Source organism: Arthrobacter sp. Soil_N43 (assembly GCF_057655195.1).
On sequence record NZ_JBDGML010000056.1, the window covers coordinates 1 to 23008 of the forward strand.

24 protein-coding genes and 1 riboswitch are annotated in these 23008 nt (G+C 63.7%); of the genes, 15 read left to right on the forward strand and 9 right to left on the reverse strand.

What is annotated here, in order from left to right; genetic code table 11:
* Positions 1–30: 30 nt before the first annotated feature.
* Both AC3A3W_RS04605 and AC3A3W_RS04610 read right to left on the reverse strand, forming a co-directional pair.
* Complete coding sequence (locus AC3A3W_RS04605) at positions 31–1239, reverse strand: ABC transporter substrate-binding protein (protein WP_487440698.1); 1209 nt, start codon at positions 1237–1239, stop codon at positions 31–33.
* A 290-nt stretch (positions 1240–1529) separates the two neighbouring features.
* On the reverse strand, positions 1530–2417 hold the full coding sequence (locus AC3A3W_RS04610; RefSeq protein ID WP_487440700.1) for a C40 family peptidase: 888 nt from the start codon (positions 2415–2417) through the stop codon (positions 1530–1532).
* A gap of 5 nt (positions 2418–2422) precedes the next feature.
* A riboswitch (cyclic di-AMP (ydaO/yuaA leader) is annotated at positions 2423–2595 on the reverse strand.
* Positions 2596–3157: 562 nt separating this feature from the next.
* Between AC3A3W_RS04610 and AC3A3W_RS04615 the strand changes: the two genes are divergently transcribed.
* The 11 genes from AC3A3W_RS04615 to AC3A3W_RS04665 are packed head-to-tail and all read left to right on the forward strand — an operon-like array spanning position 3158 to position 12312.
* Positions 3158–4063, forward strand: coding sequence for an ABC transporter ATP-binding protein (locus tag AC3A3W_RS04615; RefSeq protein ID WP_487440701.1), 906 nt, complete (start codon positions 3158–3160; stop codon positions 4061–4063).
* Positions 4063–4872, forward strand: a complete 810-nt coding sequence (locus AC3A3W_RS04620) for an ABC transporter permease (RefSeq protein WP_487440703.1) — start codon at positions 4063–4065, stop codon at positions 4870–4872. The genes AC3A3W_RS04615 and AC3A3W_RS04620 overlap by 1 nt, the downstream gene beginning before the upstream one ends.
* A 22-nt stretch (positions 4873–4894) precedes the next feature.
* Entirely contained in the window at positions 4895–6355 is a 1461-nt protein-coding gene (locus AC3A3W_RS04625; RefSeq protein ID WP_487440704.1) for a YcaO-like family protein, read from the forward strand.
* Positions 6356–6381: 26 nt separating this feature from the next.
* Positions 6382–6798 (forward strand): hypothetical protein, encoded by a 417-nt coding sequence (locus AC3A3W_RS04630; RefSeq protein WP_487440706.1) that lies wholly within the window; start codon positions 6382–6384, stop codon positions 6796–6798.
* A gap of 34 nt (positions 6799–6832) precedes the next feature.
* On the forward strand, positions 6833–7759 hold the full coding sequence (locus AC3A3W_RS04635) for a TOMM precursor leader peptide-binding protein (protein WP_487440707.1): 927 nt from the start codon (positions 6833–6835) through the stop codon (positions 7757–7759).
* Positions 7760–7780: 21 nt separating this feature from the next.
* On the forward strand, positions 7781–8599 hold the full coding sequence (locus AC3A3W_RS04640) for a hypothetical protein (RefSeq protein WP_487440709.1): 819 nt from the start codon (positions 7781–7783) through the stop codon (positions 8597–8599).
* On the forward strand, positions 8596–9543 hold the full coding sequence (locus tag AC3A3W_RS04645; protein WP_487440711.1) for a SagB/ThcOx family dehydrogenase: 948 nt from the start codon (positions 8596–8598) through the stop codon (positions 9541–9543). The genes AC3A3W_RS04640 and AC3A3W_RS04645 overlap by 4 nt, the downstream gene beginning before the upstream one ends.
* An 8-nt stretch (positions 9544–9551) precedes the next feature.
* Positions 9552–10268 (forward strand): CPBP family intramembrane glutamic endopeptidase, encoded by a 717-nt coding sequence (locus AC3A3W_RS04650; protein WP_487440712.1) that lies wholly within the window; start codon positions 9552–9554, stop codon positions 10266–10268.
* A complete protein-coding gene (locus tag AC3A3W_RS04655) occupies positions 10265–11476 on the forward strand; it encodes a hypothetical protein (RefSeq protein ID WP_487440714.1) in 1212 nt (403 codons plus the stop codon). The genes AC3A3W_RS04650 and AC3A3W_RS04655 overlap by 4 nt, the downstream gene beginning before the upstream one ends.
* 48 nt (positions 11477–11524) lie before the next feature.
* Positions 11525–11899, forward strand: a complete 375-nt coding sequence (locus AC3A3W_RS04660) for a PadR family transcriptional regulator (RefSeq protein WP_487440715.1) — start codon at positions 11525–11527, stop codon at positions 11897–11899.
* Entirely contained in the window at positions 11896–12312 is a 417-nt protein-coding gene (locus AC3A3W_RS04665; RefSeq protein WP_487440717.1) for a hypothetical protein, read from the forward strand. The genes AC3A3W_RS04660 and AC3A3W_RS04665 overlap by 4 nt, the downstream gene beginning before the upstream one ends.
* 30 nt (positions 12313–12342) lie before the next feature.
* On the opposite strand, the gene AC3A3W_RS04670 is transcribed toward AC3A3W_RS04665, so the two are convergent.
* Complete coding sequence (locus AC3A3W_RS04670; RefSeq protein ID WP_487440719.1) at positions 12343–13314, reverse strand: AraC family transcriptional regulator; 972 nt, start codon at positions 13312–13314, stop codon at positions 12343–12345.
* An 81-nt stretch (positions 13315–13395) separates the two neighbouring features.
* On the opposite strand from AC3A3W_RS04670, the gene AC3A3W_RS04675 reads away from it, so the two are divergent.
* Together AC3A3W_RS04675 and AC3A3W_RS04680 are read left to right on the forward strand one after the other, a co-directional pair.
* Positions 13396–13689, forward strand: coding sequence for a hypothetical protein (locus tag AC3A3W_RS04675; protein ID WP_487440720.1), 294 nt, complete (start codon positions 13396–13398; stop codon positions 13687–13689).
* Positions 13686–14141 (forward strand): anthrone oxygenase family protein, encoded by a 456-nt coding sequence (locus AC3A3W_RS04680; RefSeq protein ID WP_487440722.1) that lies wholly within the window; start codon positions 13686–13688, stop codon positions 14139–14141. The genes AC3A3W_RS04675 and AC3A3W_RS04680 overlap by 4 nt, the downstream gene beginning before the upstream one ends.
* A 17-nt stretch (positions 14142–14158) precedes the next feature.
* On the opposite strand, the gene AC3A3W_RS04685 is transcribed toward AC3A3W_RS04680, so the two are convergent.
* The 6 genes from AC3A3W_RS04685 to AC3A3W_RS04710 form a co-directional block, all read right to left on the reverse strand.
* Complete coding sequence (locus AC3A3W_RS04685) at positions 14159–14287, reverse strand: hypothetical protein (RefSeq protein WP_487440724.1); 129 nt, start codon at positions 14285–14287, stop codon at positions 14159–14161.
* A gap of 69 nt (positions 14288–14356) precedes the next feature.
* Positions 14357–15814: an alkaline phosphatase D family protein gene (locus AC3A3W_RS04690; RefSeq protein WP_487440726.1), complete on the reverse strand. Its 1458-nt coding sequence runs from the start codon at positions 15812–15814 to the stop codon at positions 14357–14359.
* 282 nt (positions 15815–16096) lie between these two features.
* Entirely contained in the window at positions 16097–16348 is a 252-nt protein-coding gene (locus tag AC3A3W_RS04695) for a helicase associated domain-containing protein (RefSeq protein WP_487440737.1), read from the reverse strand.
* 729 nt (positions 16349–17077) lie between these two features.
* A complete protein-coding gene (locus AC3A3W_RS04700; RefSeq protein WP_487440727.1) occupies positions 17078–17377 on the reverse strand; it encodes a hypothetical protein in 300 nt (99 codons plus the stop codon).
* A gap of 279 nt (positions 17378–17656) precedes the next feature.
* Positions 17657–18889, reverse strand: a complete 1233-nt coding sequence (locus AC3A3W_RS04705) for an amidohydrolase family protein (RefSeq protein ID WP_487440729.1) — start codon at positions 18887–18889, stop codon at positions 17657–17659.
* An 85-nt stretch (positions 18890–18974) separates the two neighbouring features.
* Entirely contained in the window at positions 18975–20432 is a 1458-nt protein-coding gene (locus AC3A3W_RS04710; RefSeq protein WP_487440731.1) for a DUF3100 domain-containing protein, read from the reverse strand.
* A gap of 163 nt (positions 20433–20595) precedes the next feature.
* Between AC3A3W_RS04710 and AC3A3W_RS04715 the strand changes: the two genes are divergently transcribed.
* Together AC3A3W_RS04715 and AC3A3W_RS04720 are read left to right on the forward strand one after the other, a co-directional pair.
* A complete protein-coding gene (locus AC3A3W_RS04715; RefSeq protein WP_487440733.1) occupies positions 20596–22083 on the forward strand; it encodes an amidohydrolase family protein in 1488 nt (495 codons plus the stop codon).
* Between the two features lie 189 nt (positions 22084–22272).
* Positions 22273–23008: amidohydrolase family protein (locus AC3A3W_RS04720; RefSeq protein ID WP_487440735.1), on the forward strand; the 736-nt coding region annotated here is incomplete at its 3' end.

Consider the following 23008-nt stretch of genomic DNA (forward strand, 5'->3'; position numbering starts at 1 on the left):
ATGAGTAAAGGGTTATTCCAACAGAAAGTTTTAATTTAAGCGATTGGACCGCTCTGAGAATACTGCATTCCAAGTTTGGTGAATAGACGATACCATTTCTTCATGAGGAACTTTCGGCGTTGTAAATACTGCATATGTTGCTGCCGGGAAAGTGCGCAGCGAGACGGCGAACTTCTTGCCGTCCCGCTCCAGGATGCCGTCCTCGCCGGGGCGCCAGCCGGACTTGGCAAGCAGACCGCGTGCACCGGAAGGATCGTGCGTCAGCGGGGCGACGGAGTGCTGGTGCCATGCCGGGAGGGAGGGCGGGAACAGCTGGGTTGCCGCCATCTCGGGATCCCGGAGCAGTGCTGTAGCCATCGATTCTCGGTCCAGCGCCATGCTCAGTGCGCGCCGAACGCGTACATCGCCAAGGATTTCGTGTCCTGAATTGACTTTGAGCAAAATCGTGCGGGGCAGGGTGACATCTTCGATGGTCACCTTGCTGGTCCCCTTAAGCCGTTGCAGGCTGGTCGGGTCTATGCCAAACGTGACATCCGCCTGCCCGCTCTCGGCCATCAGGGTCCGGCTCTCCGCCCTCCCCGCCGCCTGGTACTGGACGGTGGAGATGGCCGGCTTCGTGCCCTGCCATTTTTCGAAGGCTGTCAGTTCGATGTTGGCCGGCTGTTCCAGCCGCTGGACCCTGTACGGGCCGGAGCCCACCACCTTGGTGACGGCGTTGCCCGGTCCGTAGGAGCTGGGGGCGAGGATCTGCGTGCCGGTGTGGGCCAGCACGGCTGCCAGCGGTGCAAATGGCTTCGCCAAATTCACGCGGACCGTCCCGCCGTCAGCCGTGATGTTCGTGACGGGGGCGGTGGACAGCGGCGTTCCGCCTTTCGCCCGGGCCTTCTGCAGCGCGGAAGCGGCGGCATCTGCGGTCACCGCCGTTCCATCGTGGAAGTGGGCATCCGGACGGATCGTGAACCGCCACGAGAGGCCGTCTGCAGAAGCATCCCAGCGGGTCGCCAGCCCCGGCTGGAGGTTGCCGCGTGTATCAGCATCAACCAGGGTCTCGGCGACCTGCAGGCGAGTGAAGAAGCCACCGGCCGTTGACGGGTCCAGGCTGTGAAGCTCAAATGGCCCTACCACTTTCACTGGCCGCTCCGGCGCCTGGCTGCTTGGTGCACCCTGCCCGGCGCAACCCGCCATCATCAAAACAGTGGCGAGCGATGCGCCCGCCACCTTCATTCGTCGCCAGAACATGTTGGGTTCCTTCTCCGTCGTCAATGTGCGTGTCTCGCTCGTCAGCATAAATGCAAATGATTCTCACTAGCAATTATGAAGGAGGACTGAGCCGCAAGCGGGAAAGGCAGGGAGGAGAGTGGGACGAAAAATGCGTCAACTGATGTTGACGCATGGAGTGGTGCGGATGAAGACGGTCATCGCATCAATGGGCGGACGGGCCCCGCTGTGGGCCAGTGTGCAGCCATAGACATACGACAGTGGCAGGTGCCGCTGCACCTGCCACTGTCGTATGCGTACTCGGACCTCGGTTAGGCGTTGACCCGCACGAACGTGGAGCCGCCGAGCCAGGAGGCCGGGTGGACGATGGTTTCGTTGACGCCGTTCATGCCACTGCTGATGGCCTGGCCGCCGCCGATGTAGATCCCGACGTGTCCGGCGCGGATCATCAGGTCGCCGGGCTGCGGGGCGGACACCGGCGTGCCGTACTGGTGGAACTGCAGGGGAGCGAGGTCTCCCACCGACTTGCCGACGGAGCGCAGGGCCTGCTCCGCCAGGATGGTGCAGTCCTGCGTGGCACCCAGTTGCGCCCGGGCCGAAGCCACCAGGGCGGCGCCGACGCCGCTGGCGGGAGCTGCAGCCGGCGCGGGCGTGACCGACGAGGATGCGGTGTAGATTCCCATGCCGGACGGTGCTGCTGCCGGAGCGGCCGGAGGGGCTGCCTGTGGCGTTGCCGGGACGGCGGGTGCCTGCGGTACAGCTGCTGGCTGGCCTGGCCCTGGGATCAGGATCTGGTCGCCGGGGTAAATTACCGAGGCCAGCGAGAGGCCGTTCTCTGCGAGTACTGCATCAAGGGCAACGCCGTGGCGTGCCGCGATCGCTCCCAGTGTGTCGCCGGGTGCGACGGTGTGTGATGCTCCTGCCACGCCGGACCCTGCAGCGGGTGCCGGGCTGGGTACGGCCGGGGCCTGGGGTGCGGCCTGTACCTGGGCGCTGGTGGTGCCGGGTGTCTCCGGGGCGTAGGCACCGGCATGTGCGGGTGCCCCCACGCCGAAGAGCAGCCCGGATGCCGCGGCGGCTGCTGCTGCCGGCTTGGCTATGGACGCAGCGTTGGATTTGAGGGAATACGAAAGGCCCTGCAGGGCGATGGACGTCGTGGGGGTGGCGCGGTGGCGCGCTGACATGGACTTACGTGACATGGTGGATTGCCTCTCCCATGCCTGCGGGGTGAGCTGTCGGGTTCGGGTGGGAGGTCACCCGGTCCTGCCTCCGTAAAACGGAGCGCCTGGACTTAACCCCAAGGCCTTGGATGCCAAGGCCGGTAAAGAGGTGGTTCCCCCGTCCCTGCCAGATGTATTTGCGAACGGATCCCGGTCAGCGGCAGGGCTCGGCATTCTGCCCGGGAATGCCCCGCATGGAACCGGGGCACCGGTAAAGGCTAACCCACCCACGCATCAAAGTCACATTTTGGTAACGGCAGCTGTGGCATTGGGCTCTGCCGGCCTGCTCGCGGCAGTGGGACAGGTCGTTGACCAGGCGGCTACCCGACAAGCGTCGCTGCCACCAGCTGACGGTCGACGACGGCGTTATTCCTCCGCCCGCCTTTTAACCACACTGTAGAAAAAAACCCGCAATATTTTATCCATCGTTTTTATTCCCAAATCAATCGCCTCTTGCTATCTTCAGCATGTGTGTTAATCACACAGGACGCGGGGAAGGGGGGAAACCGTTGTGCTGACTACTATCGATCGGGTTGAAGAAAAACATTTTGCTGCTGAAGGGGTGGTAGCACCTGGCGGCTGGTGTTGTTCATGCTGCTGCTGGTGCTGGTTCAACATATTCAGCTGGAGCGTTTTCTAATCCTTTGTCGGCGGGAGTGCGCACACGCGGAATATCCGGGGTCTTGGTGCGCACTCCCGTCTAGTCCGAACCGCGCAGCATGGGGGAGCAATTGAAGGTCATAGGTGAATGCAGGAACCTGGCCAAGTCATATCGGGATCATAAAGCCGTTAGAGATGTTTCATTCCGGGTTCATGCCGGCGAAATTGTGGTCCTGGTAGGCCCGAATGGGTCCGGCAAAACGACGACAATGGAAATGCTGATCGGCCTACGGAAGCCCACGGCGGGCTCGGCCGTGATTGACGGCCTTCATGTCCGCCCGGGAGGCCCGCACCGTTTTGCCGTGGGGGTGCAGTTGCAGCAGTCCGGACTCCCCAACAGGCTCAAGGTCCATGAAGCCCTGCGCGCTGCCGGTTCGCTCTATTCCGCCCCCCGAGACCAATCTGAGCTCCTTGAAGCCGTAGGTCTCACGAACAAGAGATCCGCCTTCGTTGACAGACTTTCCGGAGGCCAGCAGAGACGGCTTGATGTCGCCCTTGCCTGCATCGGCCGGTCTCCGCTGCTGGTGTTGGATGAGCCCACCAGCGGACTCGACCCGGAAGGCAGATCCGAACTGTGGACTCTTCTGAAGTCCCTTGCCAGAGCAGGCCACGGGATCTTGGCCAGCACCCACGACTTAGCGGAGGCCGAGGCCTTTGCCGACCGCGTCATAGTTCTTCGTGAAGGCGAGGTAGTCCTTTCCGGGCGGGTCGCCGACATCCTTGAAGCTGCCGGCGGTGATTGGAGGCTGAGGATCACGGATCCTCCGCAGGGGGCACTGGCCCTGATCAGAGAAGCCCGGCTGCCTGCAGTGAACGCGGGTGCCCAAACGGTGGTCATCGGCGCCCGCGAGAGGATCGACTTGCTCCGGGAGAGTCTGGGGGCCGCATACGGCGCGATGGACATCCTGAGTGGACCCGTCCGGCTGGAGGACCTTTTCCTCTTTTCGAAGAAAGAAGCCGCGTAATGAGTCAGGCGAAAACCTCCGACGACGCGGGAGTAATTTCTCTACCAAAGCCAGGATCGGCATTCAGAATGGTGTTCGTATGGTTTCGGCAGGAGACATTGCTGCTTCTCCGGGAGCCGGTCGCGATTTTCTTCAGTTTGGCTTTCCCCATGGTGATTTACTTTTTCATCGGTGCGCCATATGCAAATGAGCACATTGAGCCTGGCGTCAAGTTTATTGATGTCATGTTTCCGACTCTCATCGGGACAGTTGGTGCGAATTTGCTTGTCATGGGAATGCCGGTCTACTTTGCCGAACTGAGGGCACGCGGCGTTGATCGAAGATACCGTGCGCTTCCCCTCCCCGGCGTCATTTTCGCCTTGGCAATTATTGGCGCAATGCTGCTCCTTGTTGCCTCGGCATCAGCTTTGATAATTGCTGTAGTCGGATTCGCTCACGGCCTTCGAATAGAGATAATTTCCCCGGAATTCATCGCTCTCAACCTTATGTTGCTGGCGTGGCTGTGCTCCGTGGGCTACTTTCTGGGGAGTCTCAACGTGGGATCCAGGACCACCCAGGCCATTAGCGCCGCACTCTTCTTCATCATGTTCTTCGGATCCGGAGCCGCAGCACCGCTGGAAGGACTGCCGGCGTGGCTGCAGACCATCACCGAATTCAATCCGCTGCGTCACTGGTTTGACTTGTTGACCGGTGTCTACACCTCCGCCGAGATACCCGAGGGGACCTTTGTGAAGGCGCTCCTCGTAATACCCGTGGCAGCAGCCATCGGGTTCCTCGGCCTCTATCTCACCAAACGCTCCAGCAACTGAACAATTCATCCAGGGGGACAAAATGCGCGTCGACGAATACAACTCTAAAGTTCCGTGGATACCGCCGCGGATGGCCGGCCACGACGCAGATGCGCTGCGCGATCTCACCGCCGTATATTCCCCCTTCGGACAAATCCGGAATCTGCTCATGGTTCTCAGGCCAGGGATCGGCATCGGCGGCTACCAAGGGTCAGCAACGCCCATGTCCCTGGACCACACGCTGTCGAGGATGCTGGGGCTGAGCGGGGCGTCCGCCGGTCTCGACAGGGAGATCTATGGAGGCGGTAAAGGGCTGACCCTCTTTGACACAGTTGCGTCGACCCTGGGAGAGGGCGTCGAACGCATGCTGGGGAGCCTGAGTTCTCTGCAGATTGCCCCGCCCGATCGGCAACGGCGGGCGTCATACCGGCAGCTGCAGGCGTTGGGTTTGCGCGCCATCGGCCCGGAAAGCCTGCGGCTTTGTGCTGACGAACAGCTTTCTGAACCGGGTTTCCTTTGCGACCCTTGGGAGCCTGACACAGAACTGGCGTGGGTGGCTGGTGAGGGACTGCACGACGGCGAGACGACCTGGGTTCCGGAACAGCTCGTGCATCTCTTCTACGTCATGCAGTTCGAGGAAACGAGAATCGGATTCTCCACGTCGGGAGGCCTGGCTACGCATGTCACGGACGCCCGGGCCCTCCACCACGGAATTCTCGAACTTATCGAGCGCGACGCCATCAACCTCAGCTGGTATGCCCGCATACCGCCGGCGCGAATTGAACTGGACCGCGAATTCCGCAACCCCAAACTGAAAGAATGGATTGATTCCGCATCCCGCTCTGGGGTCAAGCTGGTGTTTTTCAGCCACATCCTGGACATCTCCGACGTCGCTGTCGTCACCGTGATTGCCGTGGATGAAACCGTCCCCGAAAACGGCTATCTGGCTGGCGGCGGCGTGGGGATGGATATTGAAGAAGCCATGCGCAGCGCGGTGTCCGAACTTGTCCAGGCGGAGCGCATGGTGCGGATCCCGGCCTTGGCCCCGTCGTGGGAGCTGACAGGCGGGTACCAGAGGATGTTCGGCATCAGCGAAAATGCCGAGCCAAAAGACTTCGACAATTTCATCCAGGTCGTTCCGTACTATGGCTTCGCTGCCAATCAAGCGAAGCTGGATTGGTACTTCAGGCCCGCAGACCAGCGGGTCGTCAAGCTCTCTTCGCTTCCGGCCTGGGAGAGTGACGACGATGAGGCCTCCCTGCAACAGGCCTTGGCGCTCTGCCGGAAATACGGGCTCAACCCGGTGGCGTTCGATTTCACGCCCTCCACCTTCAGCAAAGTGCGGCTTCGGAAAGTGATCATTCCCGAACTGGTTCCCGCCTTCCCGCCCAACATGCCGATGCTCGGACATGATCGATACAGGGACATCCGCCGCATCCTCGGCGTGTCCGACGATCCGCTGGGATTCGCCGACCTCACCACCGACCCCCTTCCCTTCCCCTGACCGGGCGCATAAAGGGGGGAAGCGACGTGAGCGTCCACCAATCAATCGACAGGAAGGCGAACCGGACAGCCGGCGTCCTGGTCGGATCCTGGGCTTGGAAGACAGCCCTCGCGTTCCTTGGCCTAAAACTTATCCAATGGCTGGTCCTGCTCATAGCCGCCCTGACCGGAGGATGGACCGGTTTGCCCGAAATCCAGCTCGGCGCCCACATCGTCGCCGGGTGCTGGGTTGCCTCGTCATTCGTCTGGCTGCTGATGCGCAAATGGACCGGGGCCGTCTCGTCGATGGCGTACAGCTGCCTATCCCTGATCGTCGCTGTCGGCGGGCTGGCCTCCGGTCAGCTGATGCTATGGAACAGCCTCACAACCGCAACCAGCCTCTTCATCATCGTGTGCACCGTCGCTGCGGTGGCCCACGGCGACTTCCGGCACTCCCGCTGGTAGTTCCACCATTCCCACTATTCCGCCAAGGAGAATCATGACCATCACCACGCCCGAAGAGTCTTCCTACGTCGTCAATCCGTCCCTGCAGGTCATCAGGAGTTCCGACGATGAGATCGTCATCAAGTTCGGAAGCAGGTCCAAGACTTCGCGTCGGCTCAAGGACGATGCCCGCCGCGCAATACTCGGGGACCTGGTGCAGGCATTCACGCTGCCGTCCACGATCGCGGATGCGCATGGGTCCATGACTGCCGACCCGGAGGCCCTGCAGGAAATGACCCGCTCACTCATCGAACAGAAGGTCGTTGTCTCAGAACAAGACGCCGTCTACTCATTCCTGACAGTGGGAATGAACGTCGAGAATGTCGCGGATCTGCTCACCAAATCCATAAACCTCGTCGGCACAGGAAAGATCGCCTCCCGCCTCCGGGACCAGCTTGCAGACATCGGTCTTACAGCCGCAGTGACCACAGACGTTTCGGCTGAGACATTCGAGGACGCCGACCTGACCATCGTGGCATCCGACACGCCCAATATGTCGCTCTTTTTCGATGCCAACGAAGCGGCCCTGGTGACCGACCGTCCCTGGCACGCCGTCTATGCCGACGGTGCCGAGATTGTCGTGGGTCCTCTCTTCAGGCCTGGCTACACCGGATGCTTCCACGACTACGACACGATGGACGAATCCGCCCGATCCCTCAGGCTGGACTACCTCTACTACAAGAGCGGACTGCAGGGCGCTCCTATGGTCACGGCACTCCCGCTGTTCGCGGCCGACCTGGCCGCCAGCTACGCCGCGGCGTCCATCGTCCAGCATGCCTCCGGGCGGGGCAGCTTTCTTGAAGGGTCGTTTCTTCGGATCGATCTCGAACGATTGGAAATCATTCGGGAACAGCTGCTGCAAATGCCCCGATGCCCGGCCTGTATCCAGAACAAGCCGCACCTGCGGCACCCTTTCATCTAAGAACCTCCCGAAGGAAAAAGAATGTCCACCAGTGATGATGAGCTCCGCAGGATGCTGGAGCAGACCCTTGTGCCTCCCCTCGGAGTGACCGAGCTCGATCCCAATCCCGTGAAGCGAGCCACCAGCCGGCTGGGAGACACCGCGGGGAGCATATCCGAGCTCTACCATGTGAATTCCGGCCTGACACCAGCCGGGGCAACACGACTGCTTCCGGAGGCAGCCGTGAAGACGGTCAAGGACTTCTACTTCAACACGGCGATGGAAGGCGCCAAGGAAATGGAGCGGCAGCGGTCCAACAACATCACGGACCTTCGCGCCGTAGCACCTGAACTCGAGCGGGTGCTGGCCCCATGCTGGACGGTTCCCTACGTGGTGCCGGCACTCTTCGCCGTCGATGTGCTGGTGGTCGCGGCTGGAAAGCTGTGGAAACAGGTTCCTGGCGCGCCGCGGCTAATCTTCGAATCCATGTGGAGCGAGGAACAGACGGTCGAACTGTCCCAAGCCATACCAGGATCACCGGATCTTACGGGTCCGGACCGCGCGCTCATCTTCATCACGGGGGCATTTGCACGGACCAGTTTTATCCAAGGCAACCGGACGTACCGCACAGCAGGCCTCAGCGCCGGGATAGTGGCTGGCGCGCTGATGCAGACGTGCTTCACGCCGCCGCCGATGTGGCGGCCGGTGCTGGTCGAAAACTTCGTGGACACCGATGTGAATCGACTGATCAGAAACGACGGAACAGACCGGGGCGCACTGGCCATCCTGGCAATGTCAAAGGCCCCAGTACTGCGCCCCGACGCCGCTACCCAGGACCACCACATGGAGGCTTCAAAATGACAGCACCCACCGGAACCCCAGTAAGTCTGACGCTTTCACCCGTCGGCATCAACACAGACCCGGACCTCGCTAATGCCAGGGACCAGCTTGAGCAGTTGCCGGAGCCGGCGCGGAAGGCCCTCTACGAGGTTATCCAGGCAGCCGTCGACGTCAGTACTACGCGTCACGACAAGGATGCCACGCTTGCTGAAGTCATCCAGCAGGTGTTTGTGCGTTCTGTCGCGGAATTCTTTACGACCCAACGACAAAGCACCCAGATGCCGCCCGAACTTGTCCACAACATTCTCCCGGCGCCGGGGGCAACGGCCCTGCCAGCACCGGAAGAGACTCTGGAAATCGGGCTCGGCGATGTCCTCGACTCCCGCAAGTCGTCCCGCAACTTCTCAAACCGGCCGCTGTCCCAAACAGAACTGTCGACGCTGCTGCACTACGCGGCAGGAAAACGTGGGGTAGAGGCAGGCTACGGCATCAAGGACGTTCCATTGTTCCGGTACCCGAGCATCGGTGGCCTGAACTCCATTCAGGTCGGCATCATCGTCAACCGCGTAGATGGGCTAGAGAAGGGATTCTATGTCTACGACCCCGTCGGCCACGCCCTGACCCTGAAGGACCGCGGGGATATGAGGCTTGCCATTCAGGAAGTTACCTTCGAGTCCGAGTGGCTGTTCCACGCGCCGATCGTACTGGTCCTCATGCATGACGAAAATAAGGTGTCATGGAAATACAAGACGCGCGGGTACCGCTTCTCGCACGTCGATCTTGGCGCCGTCATGCAGAACATCTACCTCGTGGCAACCGGCCAAAACCTGGGCTGTTGCGCCGTCGCCGGGTTCTTTGATGAAGGCGCCAACAACTTCCTCCAGCTCGACGGCGTCACGAAGTTCGTTAGTTTGCTCATGGGAGTAGGTCCGCTCGGCCAGATCACTTTTGCCGAGGCCGAGTAGCACCGTCCATGGATCAGGTGCTTCCCATCTTGCTGCTGCCGCTGCCGGTGCTCGGCGCGACCACCATGGCGCTTGCCCTAAGACCGGGGTGGCGGCGGATCATTCCCGTCGCCTCGCCGGTGCTCCTGGCAATGTCGTGCATGGCCGCGGCATTCTGGGCGCTTGCCGTCCTGGGCGTAGGGATGGCACCAGTTGATTCGGCTGCGGACTGGCCGGTCATCCTCATGCTCACGGTGGCAACCACCGCGGCCGGCGCGGCTGCATTTGGCGGGGAAAAGTGGCTGTCGGTCCGCTGGGGCCGGGGCAGGGCGCCGGCGGCCAACAGCATCGGCGCCCTGCCGGCGAGTCTCGCGTTTGTCCAGATGCCCTCACGTGACGAGTCATTCCGCGCCGTCAGGGCCATGGCCGCCAATCCAACGCAGTTCACATTCCTGACCATGCTCACCGTCGCAGCCGAGGAATTCCTCTACCGGTATGTCATATTGCTGGTGTGTGTCCCTGCCGGGCTTGACCTTCTCGCCGGACTCGTCCTGCAGGCGGTCCTGTATAGCCTCAATCACATTGCATTCGGGATCCCGGCCCTTATCGGAAAGCTGGGTTTCGGCCTGGTTCTCGGGGCCGGCACTCTGCTGTCCGGCAGCGTCATACCCGCCCTGGTTGCCCACCTCTGCTACCAGCTGCTGGTCGCCAGACAGTTCAGAACACGGAGCGTACAGCGCGCATGAAGACAAGTGAACAGGGCCCCGCAACCGGTACGGCCCGGATCTTCGACGGCTACCACGTGGTCCCCGCTACACCCGGCGGCGATGCGACGAAAGGGACCTATACCCCGACCCTCGTTGACGGCGGCGTATCCCTCATGGGATACCGGGAGAGCCCCATGGATGCGGTGACGTCCGCCACCGATGCCATCGTCGAAAATTCCATCAGGCACGGCGTCGGCGTCATGCTTGATGACGGCAGCAGCTTTGAGGCGCTCTACCGTGCGCGGCACACCGGCGTCGGCAGCACAATCATCGGTGGCGGCCCTATCCTTACCGACCTGCATCCGCGGACCGAAGCAGAACGCCAGGTCAGCAATGCCAGCGACCTCCGGCGAAGCATAGGCAGCCTGCAGGCGGAGGAATCCACCTGGCTCAACCTCCGGACCAATGACATCGATTTTCTCAGCACGGCAACAGCAGCCGCCCGCGAAGCGGGACTTAAAGTCTCCCTGCGCACATCGAAGATCAGCGCCCTCGACGCGGCCCACCACCAGGCAGGCATGCTCATCGGCGCTTACCATCTGAACGGGATGCCGCCCGCCGGAGGCGCACGCGGAATTCTCGAACAATGGGCGGCAACTGATCCCGCCGCCAATGACCGGTCCTGCCGCCTGATTGCCGCTTCAGGCATGATCGTTACCAGCGGGCTGCTAACCATCCGCCGGTCGGCACTGCCCAAGGAAGCCCTCGGTAGCCCATTCCTGGAGGAACTGCTGCCCATCCTCCCTCACGTCAGGTATCTCATCGAAATGCGCCGGGCAGGGGGATACATGGCCGGGCGCCGCCAGTTGGCCAAACATACCGGCTTCCAGGAGCCAACCGCGTCGCAGAAGCAGCTCGCCCTACGGGGCTGGGAAATGCTGACAGCGGCAACGCGGACCTTCGTCCAGCACGACGGACAACTGCTTCCGGCATCCCACGGACCGGGCCTTGGAATAGTACCCGGCCACGGAATCAAGGAAGAACTGACGCTCCTGGCCCACATTTACGCGGATCCCGTGTTGGCACTTCGGCAGGGTACCGGTCTTGCCCGCACGTACCTTGGGGTTCCCCAGTGGTCGCAGGACAAAAGGACAGGGGACTCAGACAGCCTCTACACGTCCATGGAGATCACGCATCCCGACGTCATCCTCGATCTTGGCAGGAAACCCAAACCTGGTAGGTACTAAAACCTAGGTACTATATCGCCGGTACTGTACACGGGGTATAGTACTGGCATGGCCAAGGAAAAGGAGCTCGCCGGCACCCTGCAGGACTGGGAGGCCGTCTTCCGGCAGGGCCTGCTGACGTTCTGGACATTCGTGGCGCTGGACGCAGAATGGTACGACGTCGCAAGCCTGAAGAACCGGATCAGTCAGCTGACCAACGGCACCTACGACCCAGCTGACCAGACCCTGTACCGCCAGTTGCGCCGCCACTTGGACGTCGGCCTGGTGGAACTACGCCTTGAAAGCAGCCAGGCGGGGCCGCCGAAAAAGCTGTACAAGCTCTCCGAACGCGGTCGGCGAGTCCTGGAGCAGTTCGCATATCGGAACATTCAACCGTTCTCGCAGCCCGAAGTGCAGAACATCATCGAGAGGATCCAGACATGAACTTACAGGTCATCCTTCGCACTAACCTCAAGTGGTTTATTCTCGTCAACACGATCAGCACTCTCGTCTTTCTGCCGCTCCTCAACCACTTCGTGGTCACTGGAGCCCAGTTCGGGGCCGGCATCACCGGAGCCGCCTACGGTGCCATCTGGTTTATCAGCGGGCTCATAACGGGCATTGCGGACAACGCTGCCACCAGGCAATATCACCCGGGCATGAGCTATGCGGCCTTCTCCCTGCTCATAGCCATCATCGTCTTCCTGGCAGGCAAACTCTTTTGGCCCACCATCATGCCTCTGAGCTGGACCGCTGTCCTGGTGTATTCGCTCGTTTGCGCGGCCGTCATCGTCGTAATCCAACTTAGGGTCAGACGGACGGACCAGGGATACACGGGTAAAGACCTCTTCGAGTAGGCGCGGCCTCGAACCGCCGGAACCGCGCAACTACGGCGTGGACCCATCCTCATGCCGGGATGGCTTGGCCTGTCTGGGGCGGCGGTAGCTGGTGGGGTTGGTGCCGTAGGCCCTGGTGAAGGCGGCGCTGAAGGTGAAGGCGTTGCTGTAGCCGACCTCTGCGGCGATGGCGGCGGTCGTGGCGGCGCTGCTGGCCAGCCGGTCGGCGGCCAGGGCCAGGCGCCAGGCCGTCAGATAGGTCATCGGAGGCTGCCCGACGGCGGCGTGGAACCGGGCAGCGAGGGTGGCCCGGGAGACGTGCGCCCTCCGGGCCAGCTCTGCGACCGTCCACGGTGCGGCAGGTTCCTCGTGCAGCAGGGTCAGAGCCTTGGCAACCGCGGGGTCGCGGGTGCCTGCCGCCCAGCTCGGGATATCGAACTTGCTGCGCTCGACGCAGACGCGCACGAGGTGCAGCATTAGCAAGTCCAGGACCCTATCCAAGGCACTCTCCTGCCCCAGGCCGGGGGACGTGAGCTCACGCTCGAGCATTCGGAGCAGGGCCGGATCGGTTTCCTGTTCAGTGAAGAATGCCAGAGCCGGGAGCGCGGAGGTGACCAGCCGGCCGGCGGCAGCTTCTGATTGGTAGGTGCCGATCAGCAGGATCGTTTCCCCGTGGGCGCTATTGCCCCAGGTCCGCACTCCGTGAGCCATCGGGGCCTCCAGATGGTCGCCGGCCGGGGTACGGCAGGACTGGCCGGGGCCGATCACCACGGTGGGCGCCCGGTCCGGGGTATCCGCGACGAAGTACGGGGCAGGGCCGCGTACGGTCGCGGCCTGTCCCGGACTCAGGAGCTGTGGTAGGCCTCCCTGGCTGACGACCCATGCGTTCCGTTGGACGGCAACAATTACGGTCAGGGCGGCTCCGTCATGAACGTCGATGGCAAACGGCGGATCCATCATCACGCGCAAGGTGAACGCGGCACGTGCCCGAGGCCCGGCGAGGAACTCCGATAAGGGATCCATGTCCCGAATTCTAGACGATGAAATATGGTTGATGGAGCATGAAGCATTCATCGTCCACTGAGTGACTGGCAGTCTGAACTCATGACCACGACATCCGCACCTGCACCTGAGCTGTCGGCCGCTATGGGCCGGCCAGTTGAATTCGTGACCTGTAGCGCCCAGGACTTCGCGGCAGACGTTGCGCCGGACGGGATTCCCGCTGAGGAAGCTGTGCCCTTGGCGAGACTTTTCACCGAGATCCTTGACGGACGCAATGCCTCCTTGACCAACGACATGGCACAGGCCCTGGACCGTAAGCCCACCGACTTCAGCACCTATGCGGCCCGCGCCGCCGGCACCGGCGTTTGGAACACGCCCACTGGAGTCCTGCTGTGAGTGGCTGGCTGCCGGCGGCCGCCGGGACCGGCTCGGCTCTGGTCGGCGGCTTCTACCTGGCCTTCTCGGCAGTAGTGATGCCAGCGCTGCGCCGAAGGCCGGCCGGCGAAGCTGTCGCGACGATGACATTGATAAACGCGAACGCTGTGCGCCCGCCATTCATGGTTCTGTTCTTCGGCACCGCCGCTGCCTGTGTGGCGGTCGTCGTTGAATCGGCCATCGACCCGCGAGCGCAGTCTCCGTTGAGGGTCGCCGGAGCTGCGGCCTACTTGGCGGGCTGGGCGTCAACCATGCTGATCAATGTCCCGCTCAACAGCCGCCTGTCCCAGAACGGCACGGGCCATCAGGAACGACTGTGGCCTGGCTATGAGCGTCCCTGGACCAGGGCCAACCATGTCCGAGCGGCACTCTCGATCGCAGGAGCCGCCGGACTCCTGGCCCCCACCACCTAAAGACCGAGGCGCCTGCATCAGTTCACCGCAAGGGTGAGATAGAGGGCTCCGAGGATGAACGCGAGTGGCGTCATGACGAGGCGTTCTGATTTGCTGCGGGACACCCCGTTCAGCACCACACCCAATGTGAAATAGCCCGGGGTCATACGCGTTGGGCGCCCGCCCGACCGTTCTCGACCCGGAATGAGGCGTCGACGATGGCCGGTGAGGCGGTGTCAGCGGCCGACGGCACCACGAGGTAGTCGCTGCGGAACTCGTCCGGGGTCACGGTGCATCGGGTCCAGCCGCGCTTGTCCGGGTTGATGTAGCTGGTGTGCTGGGCGCAGGCCGTTCTTGATCGCCTGCGCCCAGCCGCAGCCGGAGCTGATTGAGGTTCCGACAAACTCTGTGGCCACCACTTTCGAGTCCGGGTTGGCGTGGTCCAGCAGAACCTCGTTGACGAACGCGGAGTGCCAGTCGCCGGAGAGGACCACCGGGTTGGCCGGTGCCTGCTGGTCGATGAAATTGGTGAGCCGGTTGCGCGAGACCACGTAGCCGTCCCACTGGTCGTGGTTGACCGAAAGAGTTTCCGAGGGGTCGTAGTCGTACTGGGCCATCATCGTCTGCTGGGCGATGACGTTCCAGCGGGCGGAGGACGAAGCCAGTCCCTGGAAGAGCCACTGTTCCTGCTCATCACCCATCAGGGTGCGTGAGGGATCGTACACGTCCGGGTGCTGCGGGCCGCCGGGGAAGTTTTCTGTCAACTGGTCCGAGCGGTATTGGCGCGTGTCCAGCACGTGGAACTTCGCCAGGTTGCCGTAGTCCAGGCTGCGGTGCAGAACCATGTCCGCGCCCGTGGGCCGCTGCGGCCGACGCAGCGGGAGGTGCTCGTAGTAGGCCTGAAAGGCATTGGCCCGCAGCTGCAGGAACCGTTGTGGATCGTTGGAGGCCTCCCCGTCGGGCTGGGACACGCCGTCCGCCCAGTTGTTCTCGATCTCATGGTCGTCGAAGGTCACGACGAAGGGGAACCGGGCGTGCGCGGCCTGCAGATCCACCGAGCTCTTGTACTTGGCGTGGTTGTTGCGGAAGTCAGCCAGCGTCTCGTGGTTTCTGCCCTCGTAGGTGTAGTCACCCACGTGGACCACGAGGTCCAGATCCTCCTGCGCCATGGTGCGGTACGCGGCATACCGGCCGCCGGACCAGGACTGGCACGACGCCAGGCCGAAGGCAATACTGCCCGGGACCGAGCCGGCCGCCGGCGCCGTCCGGGTGTGGCCGACAGGGCTCTCCTCGCTGCCGACGCGGAAGCGGAACCAGTAGTCAGCTGACGGGCGCAACCCGTCCACTTCAGCGTGAACCGAATGTGCGAGGTCTGGTGTGGCGGTCTCCAGGCCCGCCTTGACCACGGTCCGGAATTCCGGGTCCGTGGCTACCTGCCAGCTCACCTGGACCTGGTACGGCGGCATGCCCCCCAGTCCGTCGGGGGCCTGCGGCTCGGGCGCCAGCCGGGTCCACAACACGACGCCCTCAGATGTCGGATCACCCGAGGCCACTCCAAGGGTGAAGGGGTTCTGCGGGAAGCGCGGCTCGGCCCATGCGGGCGCCGCGGAAAAGCCGTAGACGGCCGCAGTCGCGACCGCCCCGCCGGAAATTGCGAGGAAGCCGCGGCGGGACGTGGCGAAGGGGCGGGTCATGGTGTCTCCTGTGGGGTTTGGGGCTTGTTTCCCCTCCATTCAGGCAATGGGACCTTAGCCGCCTGTGTATCGCCGGTGAACGGCGTCAGAACGTTGCCTTGACGAACGGCTTCATCGCAACCGCCGGAGGTGCTACACCTGCGCCAGAACCGCAGGGATATTCCTTACGCCATCCAGAATGTGGTGGCGCGGGTGTTGCCCAGGGCGGTGCGGTCAAGTTTCCCGTGTGCACGCTACGGCGGCCGTCACTGCCGCCGTCGTCGTCCTCCATCTCTTCGCCTTTCAGGGGATGGCCCGGGCTTTCTTGCCGCGCTTCCGTCCTGCCAGCCATCCAGGCAACGCGGCATCCAGCTCTTCGGCTTGCTCGGAGCTGAGTTTGCCGCGGCGCAGTTTGAACCGCTGGGTGTGAAGCCAGAAACCAAGTTCATGTTCCTGTTCTGTGTCGGCGGCCTTGCGGCGGGGCCAGTCGTTACCGTCCCGACGATATGCCACCAGCGCAGCCAATTGGTCCCTCCAGATGGCGTCACCGGCCACGTCGCGGGGTTTGCGTTGCCAGTCCGGCAGCACGGCGAGCCCGTCACGGAGCCCCGGGGCAAGGATTCCGGCGCGGGCGTCCCGCCGGCGGCGCCGCAGCCACGCCGCCAGCTTTCGCTCTGGCGCATCGTCAGAGTGCCGGGACGGGTAGCGGCCCGTTTCCCGGACCATCTGGATCACCTGGTGCATGCGGATGACGCCAGCCAGCGCAGCCGGCTCCGGTTTGCCAGCCGCTGCCTCATGGTCCGTCTTCAAATCCCTGTCCACAGTCCTGGCGGCGGAAAGGTGGTAACTGACCGCCGACAGCGGGGCCCCGGTAAGTTCGGCGATCTTCTTGCTGGACAGACCGTTCCGGTACAAGTCCACCCACGCCGGATTCGCCGCCGTGTCAGGGCCCGCCGTGTCAGGGACTGCACGGACAGGACAGCGCAGGACCGAGAGCATCTCAAGGTCAAGGAGCTGGCGGGTTCCAGTCTTGGCATCCGAAATCCAGAAGAGCTCCAGCGCCGGAACAACAGCGAGCACGGGGCCGCGGTGCAGCACCCGCCCGTCCCGCTGTGCTTCTATGTGATCTCCGACGGACAGCTCAGAACAGGAACGTACTGCTGCATGTGCGGTCATCATGGGCTCCTCCCTGTATGCGCGCTCGAGTCCAGTGTGGGCCGCCAGGGTGGCCCAGGGGTTTCGATCCCATGTCTTCTGCGTATCAGGCTGGCCGCTCGAACGCCCTCAGCGGCCTTGACCGGTCACTGTAGGTGAGTTCGGCGGCTCTTCGCGCCGTTCATGGGTCAGGCCGTAGGGGACATCGCGGCTTACGGCGACGGTGTAGCTGGTGTATCCGTGCTGAGTGACGAGGATGCCGTGGCGGCGTTCCTTCATGGCGTGTTCACGGGCGATCTCGACGGCGGCATTCAGGTCATTTTCGACGGAGTGCGGGTCGTGGGCAGTGACTTCCAGGACGACGTCGGAGTGGCGCTTGATCATGGTGGTCTCTTTCTCGTCGGGATATGCCGGGTTCTCGTCGGGCACAGGCTTCCGGGCCCGGGCATAGCCGGGGAGGCGGAAAGCGGTGGTTCGAGAGGGGGGTTGCCCGGCATTCTCTGATGGGGCGGTGGCTGCCGGCCGCAGATGTTCGGCGGGCTGGAATCGGCGGAAGCAATCTCCTGCGGATCTGTAGCCAGTGTGGACGACCAGTGGGCCGGGCGCAATACAAAGTCAGAAAATGTCGGTTGTGATGTTCGTCCCGCTGCTTCATTGAGGCCTGTGCAGATTCCCAGGGGAAGGCGGTTGTTGCGCTGATTGCTGGCCCTACGGGCCAGGGTTTGGGAGAACGGCCAGCTCGTCGGCGACGAGCCTGCCGTCGTGGATGACGGTGCGGTCCGTGCCCCGATCCATGATGGTGCTCGTAATGGTCTCGCCGTCGACCAAGACGATGTCGGCCCGGTCCCCGCGGGCCAGGCCGGGTCTGTCGTCGGGGCTGGTGAGCCGTTGGACGGTGCGGTCCATGATGGCCGCGCCGCCGATGGTGGCGATCGCCGGGCAGTGTTCGAGCAGCCGGTCCTTGCGCAGCCGGTGCGTAAAGGCCAGTTGCCACGTGCGGTCGAGCATGTCGCAGTTGCCGTAGGGGCTCCAGTAGTCCCGCTGTCCGTCCTCGCCCAGACCGACACGGATCCCGGCGTCGGTCATCCGGGCCAGGTCGAACTGTGTGCCTCCACTGGCCGGGGCGACCGTTGCCCAGGCAACGTCAAGCTCGGCCATCTGCTCCACGAGCCGGGCGGTGACGTCGGGGTGGACGTTGGCCAGATCGTAAGCGTGCGACAGTGACACGCGCCCCTGCATGCCCAGCGCTCGCGTGCGCTCGAAGACAAGTTCAGCGCTGAAGACCCCCATGTGGCCAGGCTCGTGCAGGTGAATGTCGACGTCGACCCCGTACTTTGCAGCCAGGCCGAAGACGATGTCCAGGTGGCGCACGGGGTCACGGTCCAGCTGGCAGGGATCAATGCCGCCGACAGTTGTCGCGCCCGCGCGGAGGGCCTCCTCAAGGAGCGGGACAGTTCCGTCCTCAAGAAGGAGGCCTGCCTGCGGAAATGCCATAACCTCTACGTCTGCGGCGTGGGCGAAGCGCTCCTTTGCCGCCATGACTGCCTCGAAGCGCTCAAGCTTGCAGTCCACATCGATCTGGGCGTAGGAACGGACACGGGTGGTTCCCCGCGCAATCATTCGTTCCAGCGTTCCCGCTACGACGTCGGTGTACGGGACGGGGGTGCCGCGCCAGTTTTCCCGGTCATTGCGCATCATGTTCCACACACCGGGCGAGGCGGTGTGCTCCCGGAACGGCAGCCCGATCCGGGTCGAATCGAGGTGCACGTGCACATCCGTGAACGCAGGCAGGGCGATCCGCCCGCGCCCGTCGACTGTCTCGCCGGCGCCGTGAAATACCCCGACGGCGGTCCCCGCCGGGTGAACGGCCGCGATCTTCCCCTCATGAACCTCGAGGTCTGCGGCGTCCCCGCCCCAGGGGCGGACGTTGGTGATGAGCATGATCATTCCTTACGGTAGGGCTGTGAACGACGGAGGGGAAGGCACCGATCCCATCGGACCGGTGCCTTCCCTGCCGCAGCATGGACTAGAAATGGAAGGCAGCCTGCGCGATGACTGCCGCAGCGACGAAGCTAGCCGTGAAGGTCATCAGGGCGACGATGACAATCTTCCAGCTCAATGAGCGCAGCGCCTTCACATCACGGCCGAGCGACATGCCGATCAGGGCGATCATGGGAAGGCCGGCAAACAGCACGTTGATGTGCTGCGTGCTGGAGGCGATGAACGGACCGATGGGCACGAAGGTTGCGGAGGCAATGGTCGCCAAGGCCAAGACCCAGATGCTGGACGGGACCACCGGTACGAGCTTCGCAAGCACCAGTGCGATGGCAGTGAGAACCAGCAGGATGAGCACGCCGACAACATCCAACGGTCGGGCAGTTCCGGTGCCGAGGGCGTTGAGCAGGACACCGGCCACTCCGGTCGCGGCGAACGCGAGGAGCCACGTCCTGGGAGTCCGGACAACAACGGGATCCTCTTCGATGCCGTTGACGTCCACGGTGTCGACTCCGGAGGCCTCGCCGGAGTCTGCCAGTGACCCATCCGGGCGTGCCGAGACGGAGCCGCCCCCTTCGGTTCCGGCCGCAGTCCCAACGAGAGCCCCGCGGCGGACGCGGCGGCCGAGGTCGTCCCTTCCGAAGACGCGGGACCACATCTTGTAAAGCTTCTGGCACATCGGCAGCGCGATAAAGACGCCGGCGTAGAAACCGACGATGTTCGTGACGAGGTTGGAGAGGGCAGCGAGGGCCATGATCTCGCCTGCCATTTCCGGATACAGGATGGACAGTGCGCCGACGCCACCGAGCATCATGGAGGCGGACCCCAGTCCCAGGCCCAAGGCCAGGGCGCGGGGATCAAAGAAGTCCAGTCCGCCGAGGAGGCCGGCGAGGAGCGAGATAAACACGGCGCCGAAGACGCTGCCCAGCACCCATACGGCGAACACGCCGCGGTACTCGGGGGAGCGGACGCCGAAGCGCTGGATGGCGAAGGCGAGGTAGGACTCGCGGTCGATCGACCAGGTGGCCCCCACCGCAGTGCGGCCCAGCCCCAGGGCAACCGCGACAGGAAGCGCAAGGATCACCGTTCCGACCACGTGCCCCACCTCCTGCAGGAGGATCGCGGGGCCGAGGCCGGTGAACTTCGTCAGCGACGGGCCAATTTGCGTGCCAAGGCCGGCCAGGAAGAAAACAATGGACACGTCCATGAGGTGTGTGGACACCGCGCGGGCACGCCCTCCGATGGGTTTCCATCGTTGGACTCCGAGGAATCCGCCGATGAGAACGGTCCAGAGTATGGGCATCAGGACGATGGCGGCCGGGCCGAGGTGGAACTTGTGGGTTCCGATCGTGATGGCTACAGCACAGACGGCGGTGGAGAGCACGATCATCGTGAGCCACATGGCGGGACGGGCACGGAAGGAACGTACCGGTGGCGTGTCCAGTAAGGCGGGCGCGGGGCCGACTGTGGTCTTCGCTTCATTGCGCATGACGCAGGCCTTTCGAGGGGAAGTGGGGAGGGAAATTATCGGCTTCCGCATCGCGGAAGTTGACTTTCGGTATACCAAATGACTGTATACTCGTGTCCATTGAGAGGCAAGTCACATTTTTTCGGCGCCGGTTCGCCCCGGTCCCATGTGCAAGGAGGCACGCATGTACAAGAAGATCTCTGCCCGGTACGTTCTGGGGTTCGACGGGACGCGGCACACGCTCATCGAGGACGGCGAAGTGGTCATCGAGGGAGATTCCATCGTCTACGTGGGGCGCCAGTACGACGGCCGGGTCGATGAGGAGCTCGACTACGGCGAGAGCCTGGTCGTACCCGGCCTGATAGATCTGGATGCCCTCGCCGACATCGATCACCTCATCCTTGACTCGTGGCCTGCCCCCGATGTTGCCGCCGGCCATCTCTGGTCGGAGGACTACTTCGCCAACCGTCGCCGGGACGTGTTTACGCCGTCCGAGCGCGCCACCGTCCGCGAATTCGCCCTGGCGCAGCTCGCGCTGCACGGCATTACGACCTTCATGCCCATCGCCTCCGAGATCCACAGTTCCTGGGCCGAAGGCCTCGACGAGCTGGTGGACATGGCGGAGACGAGCCGGCGGATCGGACTGCGCGGCTACCTCGGCCCCGCCTACCGGTCGGGGGTTCATGTCACCACCGCCGCAGGCGGCCGCGAAGTCCACTTCGACGAAGCCCTCGGGCTTGCGGGCCTTCGCGATGCGGAGCGATTCATGGACCACGCCGACGGCCTTGCAGACCCGCTCGTTACCGGCGTTCTGCTGCCCTGCCGCATCGAGACACTGTCCGAAAACCTCATGCGGGAGACGGCGCGGATAGCCCGCGAGCGGGACGCACTCGTCCGGCTCCACTGCCTCCAGTCCCCGCTCGAGGACGAGCTTCTGCAGGCTTCCGCCGGCCGCGGAGTCCTGGAACTGCTCGAATCGACCGGCCTGTTCGGCACCCGCCTGCTGATCCCGCATGGTGTCGTGATTGACGGCAAGGACCCCGCCGCGTCGGCTCCCGGAGGCCCGCTGGACTTGCTGGCCCGGCACGGCGTCAGCATTGTCCACTGCCCGCTGACATCCTTCCGCTACCAGAAGCAGCTTGTTTCGTTCGACCGTTTCCGCGACGCAGGAGTCAACCTGTGCCTGGGCACGGACTCTTTTCCGCCGGACCTGGTGCGCGGCATGGACGTCGGCATGCACCTAACCCGGCTGGTTGAGGAGAGGTCGGACGCCGGGGCCTTGGCCGACTACTTCGACGCCGCCACCATCGGCGGCGCGCGTGCGCTCGGACGGGCCGACCTGGGGAGGCTTGCCCCCGGGATGCAGGCCGACATCACGGTCCTCTCCCTGGGCCACTTCGGCGATGGCGTCGTCGAAGACCCACTGCGCACGCTGGTGCTCAACGGCACGGCGCGCCAGGTTACGGACACCTTCGTGGCCGGCGAGCCGGTAGTGGTCGGCGGCGCCCTGCCCGGCATTGACCTGGCGGCGCTGCGGGCCGAGGGGCAGCGTCTCTTCGACCAGATGCGGGGGGCCTACTCGGTGCGGGATGTCCAGCGCAGGACACCTGACGGGCTGTTTCCGCCGGCCTACCCGCGTGCGGAACTCGCCTCTCCGGTCAGGGTCTCGTGACGACCTGAACCATTACGCTGAGCGCCCAGTCACTATTGGTTTGGTATACCAAATGAGCTATCATGGATGCCTACAAGGGCTGCCAACACGACGGGGAAGCGCATCCACCCCAGTAAAAGCACGACGTTGACCCGTTGCCATCGGGCCCCTGCTCCCTCCGCGAGCGACCTTCGAATTGGAGAAAAAAATATGTGCCTACACGACCACACGCCTGGTGCCCTGCCTCCCGCCGCAGTTCCGCGCCGCGGCATCCTCGCCGGGGCGGCCGCCCTGGCCGGAATCTCGGTGGCGAGTCTTGCTGCCCAGCTGGGAGGTGCCCCGGCGGCACAGGCCGTGGAGAGCCCATCAGGTCCGGGCCGCACCGGCCACCCCGCTTCACCCGCGCCCATGATCATTGCCGGCGGCACCATAGTTGACCCCAAGACGGGCGATGCTGTGGAAGACGGAGTACTCGTGCTCGAAGGTGGCAGGGTCACCGCGGTAGGCACCCGCGGGGAAACACGGCGCGCCGTAGCTGCCCTTGCAGGCCGCGCCCGCATGGTGGATGCCTCCGGGCGGTGGGTCCTTCCCGGCCTGATCGACGTCCATGTCCATGCGAACGCGCTTTCGGATGCGCGGGCTATCCTGCAGGGCGGAGCGACCAGCGTCAGGAGTGGTTCAAGCAGCTTCTACCAGGACATCGCCCTCGCTGCCCTGCCAGCCTGGGCCGCCGGCGCTTCGCCCCGGATGAGCCCGGCTGGGCTGTTCATTTCACCCGAACTGGGCGACTCCCTCCTCGCAGATCCGGACCTTGCACCGCTCGCATCCCTGTCCGGGGGAGTTACCGAACCGGCGGACCTTGCATACCTCACCCGCGTCAACCTGAAGCGCGGCGCCCAGGTGATCAAGACCCGGGCCAACCCCCGCGCGGGCCTGCCGGAACAGG

Excerpts from the sequence above, each read along its gene's own strand:
- AC3A3W_RS04640 (WP_487440709.1), top strand. The coding sequence starts at position 7,781 with ATGTCCACCAGTGATGATGAGCTCCGCAGGATGCTGGAGCAGACCCTT.
- AC3A3W_RS04675 (WP_487440720.1), top strand. The coding sequence starts at position 13,396 with ATGACCACGACATCCGCACCTGCACCTGAGCTGTCGGCCGCTATGGGC.
- AC3A3W_RS04670 (WP_487440719.1), bottom strand. The coding sequence starts at position 13,314 with ATGGATCCCTTATCGGAGTTCCTCGCCGGGCCTCGGGCACGTGCCGCG.
- AC3A3W_RS04610 (WP_487440700.1), bottom strand. The coding sequence starts at position 2,417 with ATGTCACGTAAGTCCATGTCAGCGCGCCACCGCGCCACCCCCACGACG.
- AC3A3W_RS04635 (WP_487440707.1), top strand. The coding sequence starts at position 6,833 with ATGACCATCACCACGCCCGAAGAGTCTTCCTACGTCGTCAATCCGTCC.
- AC3A3W_RS04660 (WP_487440715.1), top strand. The coding sequence starts at position 11,525 with ATGGCCAAGGAAAAGGAGCTCGCCGGCACCCTGCAGGACTGGGAGGCC.
- AC3A3W_RS04655 (WP_487440714.1), top strand. The coding sequence starts at position 10,265 with ATGAAGACAAGTGAACAGGGCCCCGCAACCGGTACGGCCCGGATCTTC.
- AC3A3W_RS04665 (WP_487440717.1), top strand. The coding sequence starts at position 11,896 with ATGAACTTACAGGTCATCCTTCGCACTAACCTCAAGTGGTTTATTCTC.
- AC3A3W_RS04715 (WP_487440733.1), top strand. The coding sequence starts at position 20,596 with ATGTACAAGAAGATCTCTGCCCGGTACGTTCTGGGGTTCGACGGGACG.
- AC3A3W_RS04710 (WP_487440731.1), bottom strand. The coding sequence starts at position 20,432 with ATGCGCAATGAAGCGAAGACCACAGTCGGCCCCGCGCCCGCCTTACTG.
- AC3A3W_RS04620 (WP_487440703.1), top strand. The coding sequence starts at position 4,063 with ATGAGTCAGGCGAAAACCTCCGACGACGCGGGAGTAATTTCTCTACCA.
- AC3A3W_RS04690 (WP_487440726.1), bottom strand. The coding sequence starts at position 15,814 with ATGACCCGCCCCTTCGCCACGTCCCGCCGCGGCTTCCTCGCAATTTCC.
- AC3A3W_RS04645 (WP_487440711.1), top strand. The coding sequence starts at position 8,596 with ATGACAGCACCCACCGGAACCCCAGTAAGTCTGACGCTTTCACCCGTC.
- AC3A3W_RS04625 (WP_487440704.1), top strand. The coding sequence starts at position 4,895 with ATGCGCGTCGACGAATACAACTCTAAAGTTCCGTGGATACCGCCGCGG.
- AC3A3W_RS04615 (WP_487440701.1), top strand. The coding sequence starts at position 3,158 with ATGGGGGAGCAATTGAAGGTCATAGGTGAATGCAGGAACCTGGCCAAG.
- AC3A3W_RS04705 (WP_487440729.1), bottom strand. The coding sequence starts at position 18,889 with ATGCTCATCACCAACGTCCGCCCCTGGGGCGGGGACGCCGCAGACCTC.
- AC3A3W_RS04685 (WP_487440724.1), bottom strand. The coding sequence starts at position 14,287 with ATGACCCCGGGCTATTTCACATTGGGTGTGGTGCTGAACGGGGTGTCC.
- AC3A3W_RS04605 (WP_487440698.1), bottom strand. The coding sequence starts at position 1,239 with ATGTTCTGGCGACGAATGAAGGTGGCGGGCGCATCGCTCGCCACTGTT.
- AC3A3W_RS04650 (WP_487440712.1), top strand. The coding sequence starts at position 9,552 with ATGGATCAGGTGCTTCCCATCTTGCTGCTGCCGCTGCCGGTGCTCGGC.